This window comes from Pseudoselenomonas ruminantium, from assembly GCF_900113715.1.
In the GTDB taxonomy this organism is placed as follows: Bacteria; Bacillota; Negativicutes; order Selenomonadales; family Selenomonadaceae; genus Selenomonas_A; species Selenomonas_A caprae.
The window spans coordinates 16,377-39,154 of sequence record NZ_FOQK01000013.1 but is presented as its reverse complement, the minus strand read 5'-3'; the positions used below and the strand labels follow the sequence as shown (position 1 = coordinate 39,154).

Here is a 22,778-nt window from a genome sequence, read left to right as displayed (position 1 = left end):
ACGTGAAAAAAGTAATTATCGTAGGAGCTGGCCTGGCTGGCTCTGAGGCCGCATGGCAGGCGGCAAAGCTCGGCGCTGAGGTCACGTTGTATGAGATGCGGCCGGAAAAATCGACCCCGGCGCATAAGACTGCCGGTTTTGCGGAGCTGGTCTGCAGTAACTCGCTGCGCGGTGCGGGTCTTGAGAATGCGGTTGGCGTACTCAAAGAGGAGATGCGCCGGCTGGGCTCGATCATCATGGAAGCTGCCGATGCGACAAAGGTTCCGGCAGGCGGGGCGCTGGCTGTTGACCGTCATGGATTCAGCGACTATGTGACGAAAAAGGTCACGGAGCATCCGCAGATCACGGTCGTCCATAAGGAACTTGACGCGATCCCGTTGGCAGACGATGCAATCACCGTGGTGGCCAGCGGCCCGCTGACGGCCGGTAAGCTCGCGGAGGACATTGCTGCCCGCACGGGCAATGATTCGCTGTATTTCTACGATGCAGCAGCGCCGATTGTCAGCATCGATTCGGTCGATATGAGCAAGGCGTACCGCGCTTCGCGATATGGCAAGGGCGAGGCAGCTTATATCAACTGCCCGATGACCAAGGAGGAATACGAGGCGTTCTGGACAGAACTCGTCAATGCTGAGAAAGCACCGACCAAGGATTTCGAGAAAGAGAAGTTCTTTGAGGGCTGCATGCCGGTGGAGGTCATGGCGAGCCGGGGCAAGGATACGCTGCTGTATGGGCCTTTGAAGCCGGTGGGCTTGGAACACCCCGAGACGGGGGTGCGTCCCTATGCCGTTGTCCAGCTGCGCCAGGATAATGCCAGTGCGACGCTCTACAATATCGTCGGCTTCCAGACACACCTCAAATGGCCGGAGCAGCGCCGGGTGTTCGGCATGATCCCCGGACTTGAGCAGGCGGAATTCTTGCGCTATGGCGTCATGCACCGCAATACGTTCCTGAACTCGCCGCAGCATATGCAGGCAACCCTGCAGCTGCGCGGAGAGGATACGCTGCTGTTTGCCGGGCAGATGACGGGCGTTGAGGGTTATATCGAGTCGGCTTCATCGGGGCTCATCGCTGGTGTCAATGCTGCACGGCTGGCCATGGGGAAGGCGCCGCTGGTATTCCCGGCAGAAAGCTGCCATGGTGCGCTCTGCCACTATATCACGACGAGTGAAGCCAAGCATTTCCAGCCGATGAATGTCAATTTCGGCATCCTGCCGGAAATCGATATGCGCAATGAGAACGGCAAATACATCAAGGACAAGAAACTCAAGAAACAGCGGCTGGCCGAGCGGGCGCTGGCCGCGATTGAATCCTTCAAAGCAAAGATTGGAGAATGACGCGATGGAGACACAATTTCATGCAACGACAATCTGTGCCGTGCGCAAGAACGGCAGAACGGCCATTGCTGGCGACGGTCAGGTGACCTTCGGGGAACACACGATAATGAAAGCCAATGCGCGTAAGGTACGGCGCCTCTACCACAACAAGATCCTGGCTGGCTTTGCCGGATCTGTGGCCGATGCCTTCACTTTGTTTGAGAAATTCGAGGCTAAGCTGGAGTCCTATAATGGCAACCTGCAGCGGGCTGCGGTCGAACTGGCCAAGGAGTGGCGCACGGACAAAGTCCTGCGTAAGCTTGAGGCGTTGCTGCTGGTAGCGGATCATGATACGATGCTGATGCTTTCCGGCAACGGCGAGGTCATCGAGCCGGATGGTGATGTGGCGGCAATCGGTTCTGGCGGCTTCTATGCCCTGTCGGCTGGCCGTGCGATGGTCAAGCATACGGAGATGAGCGCTGGCGATATCGCCAAGGAAGCCCTGTCGATCGCTGCAGATATCTGTGTCTACACGAATCACAACATCAAGGTGGAGGAGCTGGACTAATGAAGGAAATTGGCGTAAATGAACAGACTCCGCGTCAGATTGTCGAGGAGCTCAACAAATACATTGTCGGGCAGGATGAGGCGAAGCGGTCGGTAGCGATTGCCCTGCGCAACCGCTGGCGCAGCCGCCAGCTGGCCGGTGACATGCAGGAAGAAGTCATTCCGAAGAATATCCTGATGATCGGCTCCACGGGCGTCGGCAAGACAGAGATTGCCCGCCGCCTGGCTAAATTGGTCAACGCGCCCTTCATCAAGGTGGAAGCGACGAAATTCACCGAGGTCGGTTATGTCGGCCGTGATGTCGAATCCATCGTGCGCGATCTGGCAGAGACTTCGGTGCGCATGGTGCGCCAGCAGCGGCTCGATTCGGTGCAGGACAAGGCGGCTGAATTGGCCGAAGAGCGCATCCTGGATGTATTTGTCCCAGAGCCGCGCAAAGCCCAGAGCCCTCTTGGCCGTCTTTTTGGCGCCGATAGCGAAGAGAAGGATGAGGAGCAGCCTGAGCCGAAATATCAGGCTGGCCGTGATTGGGTACGCAAACGGCTCAAAAATGGGGAGCTTGAACAGGAGACCATCGAAATCGATGTCGAGGAGTCGGGCAAACCGATGGTTGGTATGTTTGCTGGCTCCAGCCTTGAAGGCATGGGCGATAACCTGCAGGACATGATCGGCAATCTGATGCCCAAGCGCCACAAGAAGCGCAAGGTGACGGTTGAGCAGGCCCGCAAGATCTTCACGCAGGAAGAGGCGGGCAAGCTCATCGATATGGATGCCGTGGCGGATGAGGCTATCAAGGTGGCAGAGCATAGCGGTATTGTCTTCCTCGATGAGATTGATAAGGTGGCTGTGAAGGGGAACTCTTCCGGCGCAGACGTATCCCGCGAGGGAGTGCAGCGTGATATCCTGCCGATTGTCGAGGGCTCGACGGTCATGACCAAGTACGGCCCGCTCAAGACGGATCATGTGCTCTTCATTGCTGCCGGTGCCTTCCATATGGCCAAGCCGTCCGACCTCATCCCGGAGCTGCAGGGACGTTTCCCTATCCGCGTGGAACTTAAATCCCTGCGCAAGGAAGATTTCGAGAAGATCCTCACGGAGCCGCGCAATGCGTTGCTCAAGCAGTATGAGGCTCTGCTGGCGACGGAAGGTGTGAAGATCACCTTTTGCGCCGATGCTATTGCCCGTCTGGCCCAGCTGGCCTGCGATGTCAATGAGCAGGCTGAAGATATCGGAGCGCGCCGTCTGCATACCCTGCTGGAAAAGCTGCTGGAGGAAATCAGTTTCACAGCACCAGAGCTTGAGGAAAAAGAGATCTGCATCGATGCTGCTTATGTGGACAAGCAGCTTTCGGATATCGTCGTGAACCGCGATTTGTCGCAGTTCATTCTCTGATTTTTGTGGCTCCTATCAAATATTTCGAAAATTTAATTAAAAATATTGTTCAACATCTATGATTATTTTGAAAAATGTGATAAGATAATTATAGTTATAATCAGGCTGATTTATGGCCCAGAGAGAATATCGGAATATTTGAAAAAAGGAGTAAGCTTAAATGGCATCATTACTTGAAAAAACCAGAAAAATCAATCGTCTGCTGCAGCGTTCGGAAAACGTCGAATACGATGGCATTTCCCGCGTGCTCAGCAATGTCCTGGGGGCTAATGTCTACATCACGAATCGCAAGGGCAAGATTTTCGGGTATGCTTTCATTGATGATTTTGAGTGTGACCTCATGGTCGATAAGGTCATCAATCAGGGCGAATTCCCGAAACACTATGTGAACTGGCTCATGCGCATGGATGAGACGAATGCCAACCTGCGTTCCAAATCCGGCATGTGCGCCTATGAAGAGAATACGAAATGCATGTTCAACGGCAAGAACACGACAATTGTTCCCATCTATGGCGTCGGCGAGCGGATTGGTACGCTGATCGTGGCCAAGTATGACGAAGAGTTCACCGATGATGATCTGCTGCTCTGCGAGTATGGCGCTACGGTTGTCGGCATGGAAATGCTGCGCGACCATGCGGAGAAGATCGAGATCGAAGCCCGCAAGAAGGCAACGGTGCAGATTGCACTGGAAACGCTGTCCTTCTCTGAACGCAAGGCGGCATTTGCTATCCTTTCCGCTCTGCAGGATACGGAAGGGCTGCTCGTCGCTTCGAAGATCGCCGATGAAGTCAAGATCACGCGCTCGGTCATCGTCAATGCACTGCGCAAGTTTGAATCGGCAGGCGTCATCGAGTCGAGATCGCTGGGCATGAAGGGAACGTACATCAAGGTGTTGAACGAATACCTGCTGGATGGCGTGCGAAAACTGAAGGATTGAGCTTTTGCTTCTTATAGCTGGCACCATTTCGTGCCAGCTTTTTTCATTCCCGCAAAAAAAATATACAGGGCATCTTCTAAAAAAAAGAAAAAAATGATAAACTTGAAAGGAATTGCGGGTATTATGTAGAAAATAAATAAAAGATAACTATAGCCGCAGGGCAAACGTGCAAGAAAGGATGTGATTCCGGAGATGCTGGAACAAATCATGAACTCGTCGAACTTCGACTACTTGGGCAGGGGCTTGGCAGCCGCGACGATGCGCCATGAGGTCATCAGCAACAACATTGCCAATGTGAATACGCCGAACTTCAAGCGCAGTGCGGTGAACTTTGAGAATCTGCTGGCAAAGGAACTGCATCTGGACAATGATGGCCGCAGACTGGACATGGTAAGGACGCATGACCGCCATTTGCCGATGGCGTTGCCGGGTAAGGTACACGCTGTCATCGAGGAAGATGGGACGACGACGATGCGTGTTGATAACAACAATGTGGATATCGATATCGAGATGGCAGGACTGGCGAAGAACCAGCTCTACTACAACGCGATGACCACGGAGCTGGGCAGCTTCATCAACAGGATGAAGGGCGTCATCACGAGTGGCCAGAGCTGATGAAGGATTGGGATACAGAGGAGATAGATCATGAGCATGTTTCTAGGAATTGATGCGGCAGCTTCAGGCCTCACGGCTGAACGGCTGCGCATGGACGTCATTTCCAACAATATTGCCAATGCAAATACAACACGGACTCAGGAAGGCGGTGCATATCACCGCCGTTATGTAGTCTTTGAGCCTAGAGTGAAGGGCGGCAACAGTTTTTCGAGCTTCCTGCAGAGATCGGTCAACAAGCTGGAGGCTGGTGACGGCGTGCGTGCCATCGGCATCGAAGCGGATGATACGCAAGGGCCGCTGGTCTATGACCCGGGACATCCGGATGCCAATGCACAGGGCTATGTGGAGCGACCGAATGTCAACATTGTCGCCGAGATGGTGGATATGATCACGGCATCGCGTGCCTACGAAGCGAATACGACGACCATCAACGCTGCCAAGTCCATGGTGACCAAGGCATTAGATATGGGTAAATAACATAGCCGTGAAAATGAGAGTTCAGATGATTGAAAGGGTAAAGATATGGAGATAGCAGCATTACAGATGACTCCGGTGCCCATGCATGCGGAGAGCCATTTAGGTGAAACCCAGTCTCATAAAGAAGTGAAAGGCTTTGGCGAATATCTGACAGATGCCTTGAAGAAGACAAATGAACTTCAGCTGGAGTCTGACCGTGAAAATGCGCTGCTGGCGGCTGGCCAGATTGATGATGTTGCACAGGTAGTCATTGCCAGCCAGAAGGCTGACCTCGCCTTGCAGCTTACCCTTCAGCTGCGCAACCGTGCGGTTTCTGCTTACCAGGAAATCATGCGTATGCAGGTATGATCATGCAGTATATTCGTAATATAAACTTGACTTGAAGGGATTGAGATCATGGGAGATTGGAAAGAGCGGTACGAGAACCTGTGGAACAGGTTCAGTAAACGCCAGCGGTATATCATGCTGGGGTCCGCTTTGGCTATTCTCGTTGCTATTATCGGGGTCAGTGCCTGGTACGGCAATAAGCCGGATATGGTTCCGCTGTTTACCAATATGGAGACGAAGGATGCCGGCGAAGTAGCGGCAAAACTGAAAGAATCAAAGATAGATTATGAGGTGCAGGAGAACAAGCAGGGAACGACGATCCTCGTCCCCTCGAAGAATGTGCACGGCGTTCGCCTGGAACTTTCCTCGCAGGGACTGCCGCGTGGCAACAAGGGCTTCGAGATTTTCGATGACAGCAAGCTGGGCGTCACGGAGTTCCAGAACAAGGTGAACTATCTGCAGGCGCTGCAGGGCGAGCTGACGCGCACGATTGAGCAGATTGAAGCCGTCGAGAAGGCACGCGTGCATATCGTATTGCCAGAGGATAGCCTTTATAAGAAGAATGAGAAGCCGGCGACGGCTTCGATTATGCTGCATCTGAAGCCGCATGTCGAATTGAGCAAGAAAGAGATTAAAGGCATCGTGAACCTGGCTGCCAACAGTGTCCAGGGACTAAAACCGGAAAATATCACAATCATCGATGATACGGGCAAGATCCTCAACGATCCGGATGAGAACGAAGAGAACAGCGTCGGTGCCAAGACGATGACGCAGCTCGACATGACCAAGAAGGTCCAGGACAATATCCAGAAGAACATCCAGTCCTTGCTGGATCAGTCCCTGGGTGAGGGCCGTGCGTTTGCCCGCGTGAGTGTTGAGCTGGACTTCGATGACCGCACGACGGACAAGCAGACGTTCACGCCGGTTGTCGATGATGCCGGCATCATCCGCAGCCAGCAGGATCTCAGCGAGACGTACAGCGGTACGTCGACGCAGCCGGGTGGTGCAGCTGGCGTACAGTCGAACGTACCAGGCTATGTCGCTCAGAATGGCAATGCCAATGCAGATTATGAGAAAAAAGAGTCGACGAAGAACTACGAGATCAACGAGGAGAAATCCAAGGTCGTAGCTGCGCCGGGCTCTATCCGCCGCCTGAACGTCGCAGTCCTCGTCAATGAGGATGTCAATGCGACCCAGCAGGACAGCATCATGCGTACCGTCAGCAGTGCTGCCGGCATCAACCAGGATCGTGGCGATACGATCTCGGTCGAACCGTTGCCGTTCAGCACGGAGCTCAGAGATCGCCGTGCTGCTGAGGAGCAGGCTGCCAAGGACAGAGAAGACCGCATCTTCTACATGCAGATTGCAGCTGTACTGCTGGTACTGGCTCTGATTGCCGCATACATCATGATGCGCCGCAAGAAGAAACAGCAGGAACTGGCAGCTCTTGCAGAACAGAAACGTCTCGAAGAGGAAGAGAAGCAGCGCTTGGCTGCCGAGCGGGCAGCCCTTGTGGAGGCAGGCGAAGTGGGCGAAGAAGAGCTTACCGAAGAAGAACAGCGCCAGCTCACCGAGAAGCAGACGCTGCAGCAGCTCATCGATCAGAAACCAGCCGAGGTGGCTATGCTTATCAAGACTTGGCTTTCGGAGGATGAATAAATGGCATTTGATATGTATGGAGAAAGCGAGTCGGAGCTCTCCAATCAGCAAAAAGTTGCGATATTGTTTATAGCGTTGGGACCAGAGTATTCGGCCAAGCTGTTCCAGCACCTGGATGATGAGGAAATCGAGAAGATCACGCTCGAGATCGCCAATCACAAGCAGGTGAGTGCGGAGCAGAAGGCGGCTGTTATCAGCGAGTTCTATCAGATGGCGATGGCCAAGGACTACATTTCCAGTGGCGGTCTCGAGTATGCACAGAATGTACTCGAGAAGGCGCTGGGCTCCGAGAAGGCCATGGAGATACTCAACCGTCTGACGACGAGCCTGCAGGTCCGTCCGTTCGATTTCCTGCGCAAGACCGATCCGTCGCAGCTCATGAACTTTATCCAGAACGAGCATCCGCAGACGATTGCCCTGATCATGGCTTATCTCGATCCCGATCAGGCAGCGACCGTCCTGGGATCGCTGTCGCCGGAAGCACAGGCTGATGTTGCCAAGCGTATCGCGCAGATGGACCGCACTTCGCCGGATATCATCCGCGAGGTCGAGCGCGTCCTCGAGCGCAAGCTGTCGGCACTGGTCACGCAGGACTTCACTACGGCTGGTGGCGTCAAGGCCATCGTCGAGGTACTCAACCGCGTCGACCGCACGACCGAGAAATCCATCATCGAGACACTCGAAGTGGACAATCCGGAACTGGCCGAGGAGATCAAACGCCTCATGTTCGTATTCGAGGATATCGTCCAGCTCGACGACCGCTCGCTGCAGATGGTTCTGCGCGAGGTGGATACGAAAGATCTGTCGCTGGCCCTCAAGGCTACGCCACAGGAGGTTGCCGACAAGGTATACAGGAATATGTCCAAACGTGCTGCCGATATGCTGCGTGAAGAGATCGAGTTCATGGGACCGGTCAAGATCCGCGATGTCGAAGAGGCACAGCAGAAGGTCGTCAATGTCATCCGTACGCTGGAGGACAAGGGCGAGATTGTTGTTTCGCGTGGACAGGGAGACGAGATGATTGTCTAGGGTTATCAAAGCCGCTGTATGGAAAGACAACCCTCATTATATCGATACGCCGGAGCCGCCTAAAACAGAGGCTGCGGCAGATGTAGCGATGGATGATGAGGCGCTTGCCCATATGATGGCAGAAATTGCTGCCAAGGAGCAGCGGGCATCGGAGATGCTCAAGGATGCCAAAGTAAATGCAGAGATAATCAAGCAGGAAGCGCAGGCGGAGCAGGAACGGCTCATCGCTGAGGCGCAGCAGGAAATCGCTGGACTAAAGGAGAAGGCTCAACAGGAAGGCAGACGCGAAGGCTATGAAGCCGGTCATGCCGATGGTGAGCAGAAAGTCCGCGAGGAGCTGGCGGATATCATCCGCCAGGCGAATGCCAAAGCGGAGAAGACCCTGGCTGATGCCAAGGCAGCTTCCAGGGACTACGTCCAGCAAGCTGAGCATGATGTTGTGACGATTGCCATGAGCGTGGTTGAAAAAATACTGCCGCAGCATTTCATCGATGTGCCACAGATGGTATTGCCACTGGTCAAGGATGCGATTCTCAAGGTCAAGAATCAAAAGGAGCTTATCGTGCATGTACCACCGGACAGTTACGATTTGGTGCTTATGGCGCGGGATGAGTTCCGTACGATATTGACATATGGTGATGCTATACTTACGGTTAAATCGGATGAAAGCCTCAAGGCAGGCGATTGCTTGATTGAGACGCCAAACGGCAGTGTCGATGCGCGCCTCGCGACGCGTATGGAATTGCTGAAACAGGCGGTACGGGATGTAATGTTATGACTGATGTGAGGGATAGCAAGGGATTCCAACTGAATATCGGAAAATTCACGGATGCTGTTGCTGCCTGCCCGTCGATGAAGCTGACGGGCAAGGTCACCCAGGTCATCGGCCTGGTCATCGAGGCACAGGGGCCGACGGTCAGCGTGGGGGAACTCTGCTATGTCCATTCGCGGTTCCCCAATGTCCCGCCGATTCCGGCTGAGGTTGTGGGTTTCCGTGAGGGCTATGTCATGCTGATGCCGGTCGGCGAGATGCAGGGGATAGGCCCAGGCTGTGAAGTCGTGGCGGCCCAGAAGATGCTGCAGGTGAAAGTCGGCCCGGAGCTATTAGGGCGCGTGCTTGACGGTCTGGGTAACCCCATGGATGACAAGGGGCCGCTCTTATGCAAGGAGGAATATCCCTTGCAGGCAGAGCCGCCAGCGCCGCTCACGCGGCCGCGTATCCATGAGAATCTCTATGTTGGTGTCCGCGCGATCGATGGACTCATCACGATGGGAGAAGGGCAGCGTATCGGCATCATGGCTGGCTCAGGTGTCGGCAAGTCGACGCTGCTGTCCATGATTGCCCGCAACACCGAGGCGGATATCAGTGTCATTGCATTAGTCGGCGAGCGTGGCCGTGAGGTACGTGACTTTATTGAGCGCGACCTTGGCGAGGAAGGCATGAAGCGGTCTGTCGTTGTTGTGGCGACATCCGATCAGCCGGCGCTGGTCCGCATCAAGGGGGCCATGACGGCTACGGCCATCGCCGAGTATTTCCGCGATCAAGGCCGCAAGGTCATCTTGATGATGGACTCGGTTACCCGTTTTGCCATGGCTCAGCGTGAGGTCGGCTTGACGATCGGTGAGCCGCCGGCAACGCGCGGCTATACGCCGTCGGTCTTTGCCATGCTGCCAAGACTGCTTGAGCGGGCCGGCACAAGTGCTACGGGTTCCATCACGGGAATCTACACGGTGCTGGTCGATGGTGATGATATGAATGAGCCGATTGCCGATGCTGTTCGCAGTATCCTTGATGGTCATATCGTCTTGAGCCGCAAGATCGCTGCCCAGAACCATTTCCCGGCCATCGATGTCATGCCGAGCGTCAGCCGTGTCATGAACGAAGTGGTATCGCCGGAACATCTGAAGGCAGCGCAGCAGATGCGCCAGCTCATGGCGGTCTACCGTGATGCGGAGGATCTCATCCATATCGGCGCGTATGTCAAAGGTTCGAGTGCTAAGATCGATGAATCCATTGCCAAGATAGATGCTATCAATGATTTCCTGTGCCAGGGAATCTTTGAGGTAGATACTTACGAAGATACCGAGAACAAGCTGATCGGCATATCCGGGTGATCGTCATGAAGAAATTCAAGTTTCAGCTGGAGACACTGCTCAAAGTCACGCGCATGAAAAAAGAGGACGCGGAGGTTGCCTTCGCTGAGTCGGCGCGCAAGCTGGAAGAGGGCAGAGAGGCCTTGGCGAATCTTATAGCAGAGATGCAGCAGGGCCAGCGGGACTATGAGGCGTTATCACAGGAAGGCACCAAGGTGACGATTGGCCGCTTGATGACGTTCAACAGTTTTTTTGCCTGGAAGCGTGAGCAGATAGAGATGCAGCAGGGAATTGTCCTGCAGCTGCGGGCAGAAAAGCAGAAAAAACTGCAGGCACTCATGGAAGTCATGAGTTACCTGAAAAGCATCGAGCAGCTGAAGGAAAAAAGACTGCAGGAATACAAGGAAGAGGCAATGCAGGAGGAGCAGAAGATGCTCGATGAGATTGGCCTGCAATTGACGATGAGAAGGAAAGCGGGGGAAGCTTCATGATAAACCTGATGGGCGTAAGGGCTGTGCAGGCAAGAATTGCGCAGCTGCAGCAGCAGTTTGGGCTGCCAGGCCCGGTTCCAGGCCTGGATTTCCAGAAGAAGCTGGACAAGGAAATGCAGCGTGGCGGTGCGGCTGGTGCTGCAGCTGCTGGAGCAGCAGGGAAAGCTGCTGCCCAAACGCCGAAAGAGGCAGTGGTACATAGTGCTGGCAGCAATGGCGCAGCCAATCCGTTTGCGTCTTATTCGGTCAATAGCAGCCTGCCGGTAGCCGACCAGAATCTTTCGTCGCTTATCGACGCGGCGGCCCGCAAGTACAATGTCGATCCAAAGCTTGTTTCGGCAGTGGCAGAAGTCGAGTCTGGAGGCGATCAGGATGCTGCTTCGTCAGCAGGTGCGGTCGGTGTCATGCAGCTGATGCCTGATACGGCGGCTGCACTGGGCGTCAATCCTTACGACAAGAAGTCGAATATCGAGGGTGGTGCAAAGTATCTGCGGCAGATGCTCGATGCCTTTGATGGCGATGTCCGCCGGGCGGTGGCAGCCTATAATGCTGGGCCGCAGGCTGTGAAGGATTATGGCGGGGTTCCGCCTTATCAGGAAACGCAGAATTATGTCAACAAGGTGCTGGATATCTACCGCTGAGGGTGTGTTCCAAAGATATGCAGTATAGATCAAGATAAAGGCAGGTAATACGATGGCAGGGGAAAAGCCAAAGAAAAAAGGAAAGAAAATAGTGAAGCTGCTGCTGATGCTCTTCCTGTTGCTGGTACTTATCATTGGCGGATTTGCCCTGGGCATTTATCTGCGGCTGTTCGATACCCAGGAAGCGAATGAGAAGCTGGGGCTCCACAATCTGCCGGTTGTGGGTCAGTATTTCGTGAAACCAGCACCGACACAGGCCGAGATGGAGAATACACCGGTGGAGGATGTCAAGCCGGACAAGGATGAGAAAAAGCAACAGTCCAAGAAGATCACCATCTCCAAGAAGGAGATCGAGAAGCAGATGAAGGAACGTGAGGCTGGCGAACGCAAGCGCGTATCGAAGCTGGCGCGGCTGTATAACTCGATGAAACCGAAAGATGCGGCCAAGGCCATGGATGAACTTGACGATGATCTCTGCATCGCCATCCTGCAGCGCATGGATGAAAGCAATGCGGCCAAGGTACTGTCAGAGTTTGAAGCGGGAAAGACCGCTCGGCTGACGCAGATCATGTATGAAGGCACGCAGAAGCAACTGAACACTGAAGATGATGTGCGCAAGATGCTCGAGGCGGAGCAGGCCAAGCAGAATGGTGAGAATGCGGAGGCCGCGGGCAATGAGGCAGCAAATCCATAAAGTCAAGTCCTTCCTGTTCGGCAGGAGGGACTTTTTTCGGGCTGTGAGAATTTTTACTTAAGAGAATGGAAGATTCTTACGATACATATGTAGTAAGGAGGTGAAGTTTGTGAATACAGCAAATGTAATGGCTGTTGCGACGCAGGCCGGTGCGCAGGCGAAGGGGCAGGGAATAAAGCCCGTCGCCAAAGCAGGCAAGGGCAATAGCAAGGGACTGGAATCCTTTGGCGATGCCTTGGGGAAGCTTGACCAGGAAGTCAAGGAGGCCTTAACGCAGACAGCCACGCAAGAGCAGGGAAGCACAGCAGATGATGGCGATGTCATGGAGGATGCGCCAAAAGATCCGCTGGCCGCAGTGCTCGCTGCATCACAACAAAGGAATGATACGCAGGGTAAGGATATCGTTGAGCCGCTGCCGCAGGTAGCCGAGCCGGACACGGTGGTCGATGTTTCTGCTGAGGCTCAGGCGGCTTTTATCAATAAACCGGCAACTGAGGAAGGAAATGCTGCAGCTAATCTGCAGAGCTTGTTGCCGCAACCGGCGGAAACAGGGCGCAAGAACCAGGATTTCCTTAAGATGTTGTCGGGACAGCATCTTAAAAGCAGTGCGGGAAATGAGCAAGCTGTGGATGTCAAGCCAGAGACGAAGCCGCAGCAAGCAACTACAATGCTTGAAGCACAGCTCTTGAGCGTACAGCAGACGGGGAAGAAGTCAAAACTTGCTGCACAGCAGGCAGAGACATTGACATTTGATGATACGGCTTTACGCGCAGAGCGGTCAGCAGGCGTACAGCAGATAGGCAGGGAGCCAAAACTTGCCGTACAGCAGGCAGAGACATTGGCTTTTGATGATACGGCTTTACGTGTGGAGCAGCCAGCAGGCGTACAGCAGACAGGCAGGGAGCCAAAACTTGCCGTACAACAGGCAGAGACATTGACATTTGATGATACGGCTTTACGCGCGGATAAGCCAGCAAGCGTACAGCAGATCCGGCTGACAGATCAATTGGCTGTGTCGGAGCAGGCAACGCAAGCAGTGTCATGGAATAATAATCAGCGGTTTGTAAATACTGCTGAGACACAGGAACTGCGCAATAAGCCTGTTATACAGCAGGTTGTGATGCAGAGTCCCGTAGCCCAGAAAGTGGCCAAGGAAGATAAGTCTGTTGCTTCGCTGCTCGGTGATGCTGAACTGATGGTAGAGCAAAAAACGGATGTGGTTCTCTCTCGTATGGATGCGAAGCAGTCCCTGGGAGAGCCGGGACAGCAAGCCGGGAAGCAGGATCAGCCGGCTAGCCAGCAGCGCTCAGAAGAGGCTACTGTTGACAGAGCGGTTGCCACGCAGTCTGCGGGCAGCAATACGGCGACTGTCTTCGGGACAAGTCAGCGGGAACAGTCAGCAAGCGTATCTTTGCCTGACAAGACTGGGGGGCTGGAGCAGCTTCCCCAAGAGACGGCTGACGGCAGGGGGGCTGCCCAGCAGCCGGCAGATCGCAACAGCGTAGCCGTCTCACAGGAAAGTCAGCAGGTAAATGTATCTTCTTCCAGTAAGACAATGCCAATGCAGCAGCTTCCTGAAGAGTCGGCAGGTGACAGAGTTTTTTCTAAGCAGGTTACGGGTAATAATACAGTTAATCTGTTCCAGCAGAGTTTACAGGAAAGCATCAATGGCACAGCAGCACCAAAGGTACAGGATGTGCAGCAACCGCAGAACGATTTCGATATCCCACGTCAGATTATCGATCAGGTACGCCTGGTACGCAGGTCAGAGGATACGCAGATGGTCATCAAGCTCCATCCAGAGCATCTGGGCGAGTTGACGTTGAAAGTTTCGGTTACGCAGAATGGTTCTGTTAATGCATCTTTCCATAGTGATAATGCGCAAGTAAGGGCAATTATCGAAAATTCGCTCGTACAGTTGCGGCAGGAACTTAACAACCAGGGGCTTAAAGTGGATAGTGTTGAGGTTTATGCAGGTTTGGCTGATGGGCAGCTGCCGCAGGAACAAGGACAGCAGGCATGGCAGAATCAGCAGGGCAGCAGGAATAGCAGTATTCGCGGCATTGCAATGGACGCTGAGGAATATGGTGAAGATGCAGACCTGTTAGCCGCATCTTCCAGGCAAGGCTCAATCCAATCAGCTGCTGAGGGTGTAGATTATCGTATTTAAAGTTAGTTAGGAAGTGAGTATATGGCAAATTCGCTTAATACCATTACGACAAATGGCGTAACACAGACACTGGAGAGTTATCAGCAGTCTCAGGCTAATTCAGCAACCAAGGCAAATGATTCCTTGGGAAAAGATGCATTTTTGCAGCTGCTGGTCACGCAGATGAAATATCAGGATCCGCTTGATCCGCAAGACAATGGTGAGTATTTGGCACAACTTGCGCAGTTCTCGGCATTGGAGCAGATGACAAATGTCGCTGATGGTTTGTCCAATGTATCAGAACTTGTCAGCAACATTGATACGTCAGTTCTTGTGGGACAGCTTAGCAACATGATAGGTCAATCGGTTCAGTGGACGACATCGACATCGACGACTGATGCTGATGGTAATACAAAAACGACCAAGAATACGCTGGAAGGAACGGTCAAAGGTGTCAGCATCTCTGACGGTAAGCCGACGATTGTAGCAGAGTCTGGCGGCAAGACTTATCAGGTATCTATCAGTGATATTACGCGTATTGGCGAGGGAACGAAAAATACGTAAGCATTATAGGTGAACAGGTAAGGGAGGAATCAAACGATGGCTGTTTCAAGGATGTTGTTGAATACGCAGCCACCTCTTCTAATTGACCAGACAGGTAATGTCAGGCAGCAAGCAGCAAATAGTGCAGGAAAGGCTGATTTTGGTTCTTTTTTGCGCGAGGCGCAAAAAAAGGTTAGCTTTTCCAAACATGCTAACGATCGCTTGCAGCAGCGAAATATTTGCTTAAGCAATCAGGATTTGGCAAAGCTTGACAATACAGTTGAAAGGCTGGCACAAAAAGGAGCACGGGAATCGCTCATTTATATGAATGATGTGGCATTAGTCGTTAGTGTGACGAATCGTACCGTGATTACTGCTATGGATAGCGCAAATGGAAACGAAAATATAATAACAAATATTGACAGCGCAGCAATTCTATAAAGTTGGACTTAGCGGAAACTTTGGATGACTGAACGACAGAGGTTATCCTGCTGTGCATCAATAGAATGAAGAGAGAAATTCTTTCATGTAGGGAAAGGTAGGAATTCATTATGATGCGTTCGCTTTTTTCCGGTGTATCCGGACTTAAATCTCATCAGACCCGTATGGATGTTATTGGCAACAATATTGCTAATGTCAATACGACAGGGTTCAAATCAAGCCGTGTTACATTTGCAGACACGCTTTCACAGACTCAGTCTGGTGCGTCGGCACCAGCAGGTAATCTTGGTGGAACGAACCCCAAACAGGTCGGTCTTGGTACTGGCGTTGCTAGCATTGACACGTTGTTTACTGACGGCAGTACGCAGAGTACAGGCAAGAATACCGACTTGGCTATTTCCGGCAATGCGTTATTTGTCTTGAAGAATGGAACGCAGGAATACTATACGCGTAATGGTGCTTTTCAGTTCGATGCTGAGGGCAACTTGGTAAATGCAAATGGTATGCATGTACAAGGTTATATATATAAGGATGGTGTTTCTACTGGCGCAATGGGCGATCTTCAGGTGGGATCGGATAGCAAGATGCCGGCTAAAGCAACTACGCTTGGCACCTATAACGGCAATCTCAATGCCAGTGAGACGGCTTATGATATTTCCAGCATTATTATTTCGTATACTGACGGAACGAGTGAGACGGTTTCAAGCTATATGCCGACGGAAACTGCAGCTGGCACGATGAGTTTGACCCTAACCGATGGAACTGTGGTGACGCTGGATTCCACAGCGGGGTATGATTTTCAGACTGGGCAGTCCATAGCTGGTAAGACACTTTACACCTCGCCAATTAGTTCCATGACAGCAACGGCTACGGGAACCATTGATTTGACGCTGGGAACGGGATCAAGCGTTTATTCGATTACGCCGGCTACAATTACAGGTTTAACGAGTGGAACTTATTCGGTGGGAGGATATTACACCCTGAACGCTACGATTGATACCAATGGTGTGACGACAAGTGGTTCGGGCAGCGGGCAGACGCAATTAAAAGTTACAGATGATAAAGGCACGCAATATACGATAAACGTACCAAATCCGCAGAATTTTACATATCAGGATGGTCAGAGCGTATCATTCTCTTTACCGATTACGCAGATAGATGCCAAAAGCGGTGCAACGGTGACAACTGAAGCTGGTGCTTCTGAGTTGCATGCTGATAAGAGCTGGACTACTGCAGGCGAAACTTATGCAAGGGTTGGGCAGACAGGCGAAATGGTTCAGGCCATCAGCCGTTCTGGTACAGAGACGCACACCTTTAATGGTAAGACGGTGGATTCGGTTAAGGTAACGACTACGGATGGAACGACTCTTAGCAGTTTGAAAGCGTCGAGCTATGCAAATGGTGGAAAATTCTATACGTCAAACACGACGACGGTTACTGTATATGATTCAGAGGGGGGAGCTCATTCTATCCCGGTTCTTATAACCAAGACTGGTGATAATAAATGGGGGTTGACCCTTAAGGATGGTATGTCAACGACTACGATTACCGATCCTAGTGGAAATACGGCATCGGTAACGATTACAGCAAAAGATTTGCTGTTTGATACTGACGGGTCGTACAAGAGCGGCAGTGCTACGCTGGATATCACCTATGAATCTGGATTGCCGGCCAATCAAAGCGTATCCTTGAATCTGGAGGGCATGACACAGTACTCTGGTTCATCGACGCCAAATGTTACTGGAGACGGAAATGCATACGGTACCTTGTCTAGTGTGGCAATTGATAATACTGGCTTGATTACAGGGACCTATTCGAATGGTGTAAAACGCAGTGAGGGACAGGTTGTCCTGGCACAGTTCAACAATGCAGCTGGTTTGACGAAGACAGGAAACAGCCTCTATCAGATGTCGAATAACTCTGGTGATCGTAATTACGTGACAGCTGATGGAAGCAGTGTTACGATTACAGCAAATGCCTTGGAGATGTCTAATGTTGATATCGCCAATGAGTTTTCGGATATGATTATCACGCAGCGTGGCTTCCAGTCGAACTCCAAGATTATCACGGTTGGCGATGAGATGATTGAAACCTTGATCAATATGAAACGGTGATAGCTTATCAGCTATCTTTACGGCCGATGCATGAAAATGCATCGGCCGTTATTCATGGTTTGGTAGCGTCAGGGAAAAATATTGCAGATTTTTAGAGAATCTGGGAAAATAAAAAGGAGAATGAGGGCTTGACGACGAAAAAAGAAAGAATGAAGATGTATAGCGATGCGGATAAGGAGATGACAAGGCAATGATAATGCTTACAAAATTTAATTCTAAGACAAATAAAAAAGGAGAATTTGTCCTCAATGCCGAAATAATAGAAACTATAGAGGAAACGCCGGATACGGTTGTCACGCTGACAAACGGCAAAAAGTTCATCGTCGATGAGCCAATGGATGAGATTGTCCGCCGTGTGATGAAATATCGTCGGGCGTTGCATCAATTTTGATGTAGACAAATTGAAAACTCTTGGTATAATTAGAAAAGCAGATTTAATGGAGGGAGTATCAAATGGCAGACGAAGAGAAGGAAAACGAGGCAGCGCCGGAAGAGAAGAAAAAGAAATCACCGATAATCCTGGTGGTAATTCTGGTACTGGTCGGCCTTGTTCTGGCCGGAGGTATTTCGTTCTTTATTACCACGAAGATGATGAAAGAGACAGCTACGGAGTCTGTGAGCGAGCATCATGACCCGGGAACCTTCATCAAGCTCGGCGACGCTAAAGAAGGGATCATGGTCAATGTCGGCGGGCAGAAGGCAGGCAAGTTCCTCAAAGCAGGGATTGTCCTGGAGATGAATCCTGGCAAGAAGGATAACATCGAAGAAGGAAAGCTCCAGCCGATGGCTGAGACGAAGATCCTTGACACGACGATGCAGATTCTGCGCAGTGCGAAACTCGATGAGTTCGATGCAGCCAAGCAGGATGAGCTCAAGAAGAAGATCAAGGATGAGCTCAATACGAAGCTGGGAGCAGGTTCGGTCTATGATGTCTACATCACCAGCTTCCTGCTTCAGTAACATCATAGGCACATAGCAGGAAGGAGGACGAAGGTTGGCAGATGATGTACTATCTCAATCTGAGATAGATAAACTGCTTTCAGCGCTCTCAGACGGAACAGTATCCGCAGAAGAAGTCAAAGCAGACGAAGAACAGAAGAAAGTCAAGACCTATGATTTCAAGCGGCCGGATAAGTTCTCCAAGGATCAGATCCGAACATTGTTCATGCTCCATGAGAGTTTTTCCCGGTTATTGAATACATATTTGTCTACACATCTCCGCACACTGGTAAATGTCGAGGTGGCATCGGTCGAACAGCTGACTTATCAGGAGTTCGTCCAATCGCTGGCCAATCCATCGGTAATCAGCATCTTGGCGGTTCCGCCGCTCAAGGGCAACATCATCATGGAGGTTAACACCGAGATAGCTTTTGCTTTCATTGACCGTGTGTTTGGTGGTGAGGGCAGATCGGGTATCAAGCCACGCGTGCTCACAGAAATCGAGGAAGTCGTCATGAAGCGTTTCATCGATACAGCAATGAGCCACTTGAAAGAGGCTTGGTCCAATGTCATAGAGTTCAAACCAAGTTTAGAAGCGACGGAGTCCAATCCGCAATTTACGCAGATTGTACCTCCAAGTGATATGGTAGTCATCGTCACGATTCAGATGAAGGTGGGCGATGTTGAGGGCATGATGAATATCTGCATCCCGTACCTGGTACTGGAGCCAATCATGTCCAAGCTGACCACGACGTTCTGGGTAGCATCCTCGGTTTCCAAGGATGATGATCCGGAGCAGGTCAAAATCCTGCAGCGTAAGATTGAACGTACCAAGGTTCCGTTTGTCGTCCAGCTGGGCGGCGTCGATATTACCATCAATGAGTTCCTGACTTTGGGCTTTGGTGATGTCTTGCAGATGGATGCCAAGGTGGATGATAATCTGCTCTGTCTGGTCGGGCATAAGCCCAAGTTCTACTGCCGCCCCGGCACATCCGGCAAGAAGATGGCGGTACAGATAACTAAGATAATTAACGAAGGGGATGAAGATACTGATGAGTGACGATATGATCTCGCAAGAGGAGATTGACGCCCTGCTGAATGGTGGTGCTATACCAGAGGCAGGCGGCGATGCAGCACCCGCGGGAGAGTCGGAGGCAGCAGCTGAGGCGCCAGCCGCAGACAGTAGCTCATCTCAGTTTGACGATGTACTCACTGATATGGAGAAGGATGCGCTGGGCGAGATCGGTAATATCTCGATGGGCAGTGCAGCTACGACGCTTTCCGTACTGCTTGGCCATAAGGTAAGTATTACCACACCGACTGTTTCGGTTGCCACGATGAGCATCATTCAGGAGCAGTATCCGATGCCGTATCTCATTGTTGAGGTCGGTTATACAATCGGTATTGATGGCAATAATGTCCTGGCTATCCAGGCACAGGATGCATCGATCATTGCCGACCTCATGATGGGTGGCGATGGTACGAATCCTGACACGGAAATCAACGAGATTGCTATGAGTGCCGTGGGCGAGTCCATGAATCAGATGATGGGCACGGTAGCGACCTCGCTTTCCACGATGTTCAATAAGAAAATCGATATTTCGCCGCCAAAGGTTAATTTGATCGATCTTGGTAATGAGGATAAGGTAACTGAGATTGTTGGCCAGGACGAGCCTGTAGTGCGGACTTCTTTCCGCATGGAGGTCGATGGCCTGATTGATAGTGAAATCATGCAGATCCTGCCTGTGCCAGTGGCGAAGGAAATGGTTGAGGCCTTGACGAACAGTTCCAAGGCAGAAGAGCCAGAACCGGCACCAGCTCCTGCAGCTGCGCCAGCTCCGGCACCGGCCCCCACGCCTGCACCAGCACCGGCAGCAGCGCCACCACCACAGGCAGCACCAGCAATGGCAGCACCAGCTGGTGGCTATGGGATGGCGATGCAGCCACATGTGGCTACGAATGTTCCTGTTCAATCGGCGCAGTTTACGCCGCTTAACACGCAGCCTGTACAGGTCAATGATGCCAATATCGGCTTGATCTTGGATGTACCTTTACAGGTTACGGTCGAATTGGGGCGTACGAAGAAGTCAATCAAAGAGATCCTGGAGCTCACAAATGGTTCGATCGTTGAGCTCGATAAGCTGGCTGGTGAGCCGGTAGATATCCAGGTCAATGGCAAGTTCTTGGCCAAAGGTGAGGTTGTTGTCATTGACGAGAACTTTGGTGTCCGTATTACGGAGATAGCAAGTCCGGCTGAGAGAGCGGCTAAGCTTCAGTGATACCCACTCTTGTTTTAGGCAGGACTTTCTTATATAATTAAAAATATATTGAACCAAGTCGAGTGATTTTTTAAGATGAGGAGAGATGAAACATGGCAGTACGAGTATTGGTCGTTGACGATGCGGCATTCATGAGAATGATGGTTAAAGACATTCTGTCGAAGAATGGCTACGAAGTAGTCGGCGAGGCTGAGAATGGAATGAAGGCTCTGGAGAAATACCAGGAGCTCAAGCCGGATCTCGTTACGATGGATATCACGATGCCGGAGATGGATGGTATCAGTGCCGTCAAGGAAATCAAGAAGGTTGATCCGAATGCCAAGATCGTAATGTGCAGTGCTATGGGTCAGCAGGCTATGGTTATCGAGGCAATCCAGGCTGGTGCCCGTGACTTTATCGTTAAGCCGTTCCAGGCAGACCGTGTACTGGAGGCTGTCCGCAAAGCAGTAGGCTAATGGAGAGAAAACACATTCTTTTGACGTGTGTTATTGGGGTACTGGTATTTTTGGTCATGATGGATCCCGTCCTGGCCGCTGAGGAGGCGGCTAAGGGCGGGTATTTGTCAGGCTATGAGAATGCAGATCCCAAGCCGTCGTCGATTTCGTGGTGGTCATCTATTGCTTATTTGGTCAGCCTTTTTGCCATTTTTATTTTTGTGGTAGGGCTGGCTTATTTTGCTGCTCGCTTTCTGGGCGGGCGATTTGCCCAACAGAAAATGGGCTATGGGGGGAGGATTCTTTCCCATCTGCCGCTCGGACCGAATCGTTCGGTCTGTATCATTGAGATGGCTGGCCGCATATTCATGTTAGGGGTGACTGAGCATTCGGTTACCTTGCTGGCAGAAATCAACGATCCCGATGAGATTGATCGTCTGCATCGGGAGGAGTTGACAGGTCCCAAAGTTCCCGAGATGTTTTCACAACAATTCGGGACGCTGTCCGATTTTGTGCAGAAGATTCCACCCATATTCCGCAAGTAGGCGGCAATGTTTATGTCTGTGATTGAGAAAGGATTGTAGGCGCTTGAAACGTCGGGAGGTTTTGATTTTGCTGGGAGGCTTGGCCTTCCTGCTGTTTATGACGAATAATGCCTTGGCGGCGCCTTTGATTCCCACCGTCAATGTAGATGTGGGAACTTCAGACAAGCCGCAGGATGTAGCGGTAACGCTGCAGGTCATGGCATTGCTGACGGTATTGACGCTGGCACCTGGAATCCTGATCATGACGACGTCATTCGTGCGCATCGTCGTGGTTATCGGCTTTTTGCGCAATGCGCTGTCGACGCAGAATGTACCGCCCAATCAGATTGTTATCGCTTTGTCAATGTTCCTGACATTCTATATCATGGCTCCCTATTGGGGACAGGCCAATGAAAACGGCATTCAGCCGTATCTGTCAGGACAGATTACGCAGGAGCAGGCACTTGAGAATGTTGTCGAGCCGATTCGTGAATTCATGTTCAAGCAGACGCGTGAGTCGGATTTGGCGTTGTTCGTCAATTTGTCTGATGCCGAACGGCCCAATGGCCCTGAGGATGTATCAACATTTACCCTGATTCCGGCATTCATTATCAGTGAGCTCAAAACGGCATTCCAGATTGGTTTTATGATTTATGTGCCGTTTATTGTCATTGATATGATTGTTGCGAGTACCTTGATGTCAATGGGGATGATGATGCTGCCACCGGTCATGATATCGCTGCCGTTCAAGATTCTGCTGTTTGTCATGGTCGATGGATGGCATTTGCTTATCAAGTCCCTGATTGTCAGCTTCAAGTAGTAAGGGGATAAAAGGGAGGTTGTAGCATGTCGGGAGATCTGGTGGTCCAGCTGGGCCAGGAAGCCTTGTTCGTCGTCATGCTGGTAGCAGCGCCGATGCTGGGACTTGGTCTTATGGTTGGCCTTATGGTCAGTGTCTTTCAGGCAACGACATCGATCCAGGAGCAGACGCTGGCATTCATACCGAAAATCATTGCCGTGTTTGTGGCAATTTTGATTTTTGGACCGTGGATGCTGCGCATCATGGTGGAGTATCTGACCAATGTTCTCGTCAATCTGCCGTCTTATATCGGTTAA

Annotated in this window: 26 protein-coding genes; all 26 read left to right on the top strand. The window is 51.7% G+C overall.

The window, feature by feature from the left end:
- Positions 1 to 2: 2 nt before the first annotated feature.
- The 26 genes from trmFO (at position 3) to fliQ (ending at position 22,778) form a co-directional block, all read left to right on the top strand.
- Positions 3 to 1,337: a methylenetetrahydrofolate--tRNA-(uracil(54)-C(5))-methyltransferase (FADH(2)-oxidizing) TrmFO gene (gene trmFO, locus BM181_RS08305; RefSeq protein WP_256211331.1), complete on the top strand. Its 1,335-nt coding sequence runs from the start codon at positions 3 to 5 to the stop codon at positions 1,335 to 1,337.
- Positions 1,338 to 1,341: 4 nt separating this feature from the next.
- A complete protein-coding gene (gene hslV / locus BM181_RS08300; protein ID WP_075443794.1) occupies positions 1,342 to 1,884 on the top strand; it encodes an ATP-dependent protease subunit HslV in 543 nt (180 codons plus the stop codon).
- On the top strand, positions 1,884 to 3,275 hold the full coding sequence (gene hslU, locus BM181_RS08295; protein ID WP_075443793.1) for an ATP-dependent protease ATPase subunit HslU: 1,392 nt from the start codon (positions 1,884 to 1,886) through the stop codon (positions 3,273 to 3,275). The genes hslV and hslU overlap by 1 nt, the downstream gene beginning before the upstream one ends.
- A gap of 160 nt (positions 3,276 to 3,435) precedes the next feature.
- On the top strand, positions 3,436 to 4,212 hold the full coding sequence (codY, locus tag BM181_RS08290; protein WP_075443791.1) for a GTP-sensing pleiotropic transcriptional regulator CodY: 777 nt from the start codon (positions 3,436 to 3,438) through the stop codon (positions 4,210 to 4,212).
- A 192-nt stretch (positions 4,213 to 4,404) separates the two neighbouring features.
- Positions 4,405 to 4,827 (top strand): flagellar basal body rod protein FlgB, encoded by a 423-nt coding sequence (flgB, locus tag BM181_RS08285; RefSeq protein ID WP_075443789.1) that lies wholly within the window; start codon positions 4,405 to 4,407, stop codon positions 4,825 to 4,827.
- Between the two features lie 30 nt (positions 4,828 to 4,857).
- On the top strand, positions 4,858 to 5,304 hold the full coding sequence (gene flgC, locus BM181_RS08280) for a flagellar basal body rod protein FlgC (RefSeq protein WP_075443787.1): 447 nt from the start codon (positions 4,858 to 4,860) through the stop codon (positions 5,302 to 5,304).
- Between the two features lie 45 nt (positions 5,305 to 5,349).
- Positions 5,350 to 5,652 carry a flagellar hook-basal body complex protein FliE gene (gene fliE, locus BM181_RS08275; protein ID WP_075443785.1) on the top strand — a complete coding sequence of 101 codons (303 nt, stop codon included), beginning with the start codon at positions 5,350 to 5,352 and terminating at the stop codon, positions 5,650 to 5,652.
- A 48-nt stretch (positions 5,653 to 5,700) separates the two neighbouring features.
- Positions 5,701 to 7,290: a flagellar basal-body MS-ring/collar protein FliF gene (fliF, locus tag BM181_RS08270; RefSeq protein ID WP_075443783.1), complete on the top strand. Its 1,590-nt coding sequence runs from the start codon at positions 5,701 to 5,703 to the stop codon at positions 7,288 to 7,290.
- The gene (gene fliG / locus BM181_RS08265; protein WP_143092147.1) at positions 7,291 to 8,319 is read left to right on the top strand and encodes a flagellar motor switch protein FliG; all 1,029 of its coding nucleotides are present in this window, start codon (positions 7,291 to 7,293) and stop codon (positions 8,317 to 8,319) included.
- Positions 8,312 to 9,097, top strand: a complete 786-nt coding sequence (locus BM181_RS08260) for a FliH/SctL family protein (RefSeq protein WP_075443781.1) — start codon at positions 8,312 to 8,314, stop codon at positions 9,095 to 9,097. The genes fliG and BM181_RS08260 overlap by 8 nt, the downstream gene beginning before the upstream one ends.
- A complete protein-coding gene (fliI, locus tag BM181_RS08255; protein WP_075443779.1) occupies positions 9,094 to 10,434 on the top strand; it encodes a flagellar protein export ATPase FliI in 1,341 nt (446 codons plus the stop codon). Before BM181_RS08260 ends, fliI begins: the two co-directional genes overlap by 4 nt.
- A 5-nt stretch (positions 10,435 to 10,439) precedes the next feature.
- Positions 10,440 to 10,904: a flagellar export protein FliJ gene (fliJ, locus tag BM181_RS08250; RefSeq protein ID WP_075443777.1), complete on the top strand. Its 465-nt coding sequence runs from the start codon at positions 10,440 to 10,442 to the stop codon at positions 10,902 to 10,904.
- Positions 10,901 to 11,545, top strand: a complete 645-nt coding sequence (locus BM181_RS08245) for a lytic transglycosylase domain-containing protein (RefSeq protein WP_075443775.1) — start codon at positions 10,901 to 10,903, stop codon at positions 11,543 to 11,545. Before fliJ ends, BM181_RS08245 begins: the two co-directional genes overlap by 4 nt.
- Positions 11,546 to 11,597: 52 nt before the next feature.
- On the top strand, positions 11,598 to 12,239 hold the full coding sequence (locus tag BM181_RS08240) for a MotE family protein (RefSeq protein ID WP_075443773.1): 642 nt from the start codon (positions 11,598 to 11,600) through the stop codon (positions 12,237 to 12,239).
- 109 nt (positions 12,240 to 12,348) lie between these two features.
- On the top strand, positions 12,349 to 14,409 hold the full coding sequence (locus tag BM181_RS08235) for a flagellar hook-length control protein FliK (RefSeq protein ID WP_075443771.1): 2,061 nt from the start codon (positions 12,349 to 12,351) through the stop codon (positions 14,407 to 14,409).
- 21 nt (positions 14,410 to 14,430) lie between these two features.
- Positions 14,431 to 14,952, top strand: a complete 522-nt coding sequence (locus tag BM181_RS08230; protein WP_075443769.1) for a flagellar hook capping FlgD N-terminal domain-containing protein — start codon at positions 14,431 to 14,433, stop codon at positions 14,950 to 14,952.
- A gap of 36 nt (positions 14,953 to 14,988) precedes the next feature.
- Positions 14,989 to 15,372, top strand: coding sequence for a TIGR02530 family flagellar biosynthesis protein (locus BM181_RS08225; protein ID WP_082336236.1), 384 nt, complete (start codon positions 14,989 to 14,991; stop codon positions 15,370 to 15,372).
- A gap of 110 nt (positions 15,373 to 15,482) precedes the next feature.
- The gene (locus BM181_RS08220; RefSeq protein ID WP_075443767.1) at positions 15,483 to 17,486 is read left to right on the top strand and encodes a flagellar hook-basal body complex protein; all 2,004 of its coding nucleotides are present in this window, start codon (positions 15,483 to 15,485) and stop codon (positions 17,484 to 17,486) included.
- A gap of 190 nt (positions 17,487 to 17,676) precedes the next feature.
- Positions 17,677 to 17,877, top strand: a complete 201-nt coding sequence (locus BM181_RS08215; protein ID WP_075429692.1) for a flagellar FlbD family protein — start codon at positions 17,677 to 17,679, stop codon at positions 17,875 to 17,877.
- Positions 17,878 to 17,939: 62 nt separating this feature from the next.
- Positions 17,940 to 18,446, top strand: a complete 507-nt coding sequence (locus BM181_RS08210; RefSeq protein WP_075443765.1) for a flagellar basal body-associated FliL family protein — start codon at positions 17,940 to 17,942, stop codon at positions 18,444 to 18,446.
- A gap of 34 nt (positions 18,447 to 18,480) precedes the next feature.
- The gene (gene fliM, locus BM181_RS08205; protein WP_075443763.1) at positions 18,481 to 19,485 is read left to right on the top strand and encodes a flagellar motor switch protein FliM; all 1,005 of its coding nucleotides are present in this window, start codon (positions 18,481 to 18,483) and stop codon (positions 19,483 to 19,485) included.
- Positions 19,478 to 20,704: a flagellar motor switch phosphatase FliY gene (gene fliY, locus BM181_RS08200; protein WP_075443761.1), complete on the top strand. Its 1,227-nt coding sequence runs from the start codon at positions 19,478 to 19,480 to the stop codon at positions 20,702 to 20,704. Before fliM ends, fliY begins: the two co-directional genes overlap by 8 nt.
- Positions 20,705 to 20,796: 92 nt before the next feature.
- Positions 20,797 to 21,159 carry a response regulator gene (locus BM181_RS08195; RefSeq protein ID WP_014423701.1) on the top strand — a complete coding sequence of 121 codons (363 nt, stop codon included), beginning with the start codon at positions 20,797 to 20,799 and terminating at the stop codon, positions 21,157 to 21,159.
- Between the two features lie 20 nt (positions 21,160 to 21,179).
- Positions 21,180 to 21,683, top strand: coding sequence for a flagellar biosynthetic protein FliO (fliO, locus tag BM181_RS08190; protein ID WP_371263021.1), 504 nt, complete (start codon positions 21,180 to 21,182; stop codon positions 21,681 to 21,683).
- A gap of 97 nt (positions 21,684 to 21,780) precedes the next feature.
- Positions 21,781 to 22,482, top strand: a complete 702-nt coding sequence (gene fliP / locus BM181_RS08185) for a flagellar type III secretion system pore protein FliP (protein ID WP_075443878.1) — start codon at positions 21,781 to 21,783, stop codon at positions 22,480 to 22,482.
- Positions 22,483 to 22,508: 26 nt separating this feature from the next.
- Positions 22,509 to 22,778: a flagellar biosynthesis protein FliQ gene (gene fliQ / locus BM181_RS08180; RefSeq protein ID WP_075443757.1), complete on the top strand. Its 270-nt coding sequence runs from the start codon at positions 22,509 to 22,511 to the stop codon at positions 22,776 to 22,778.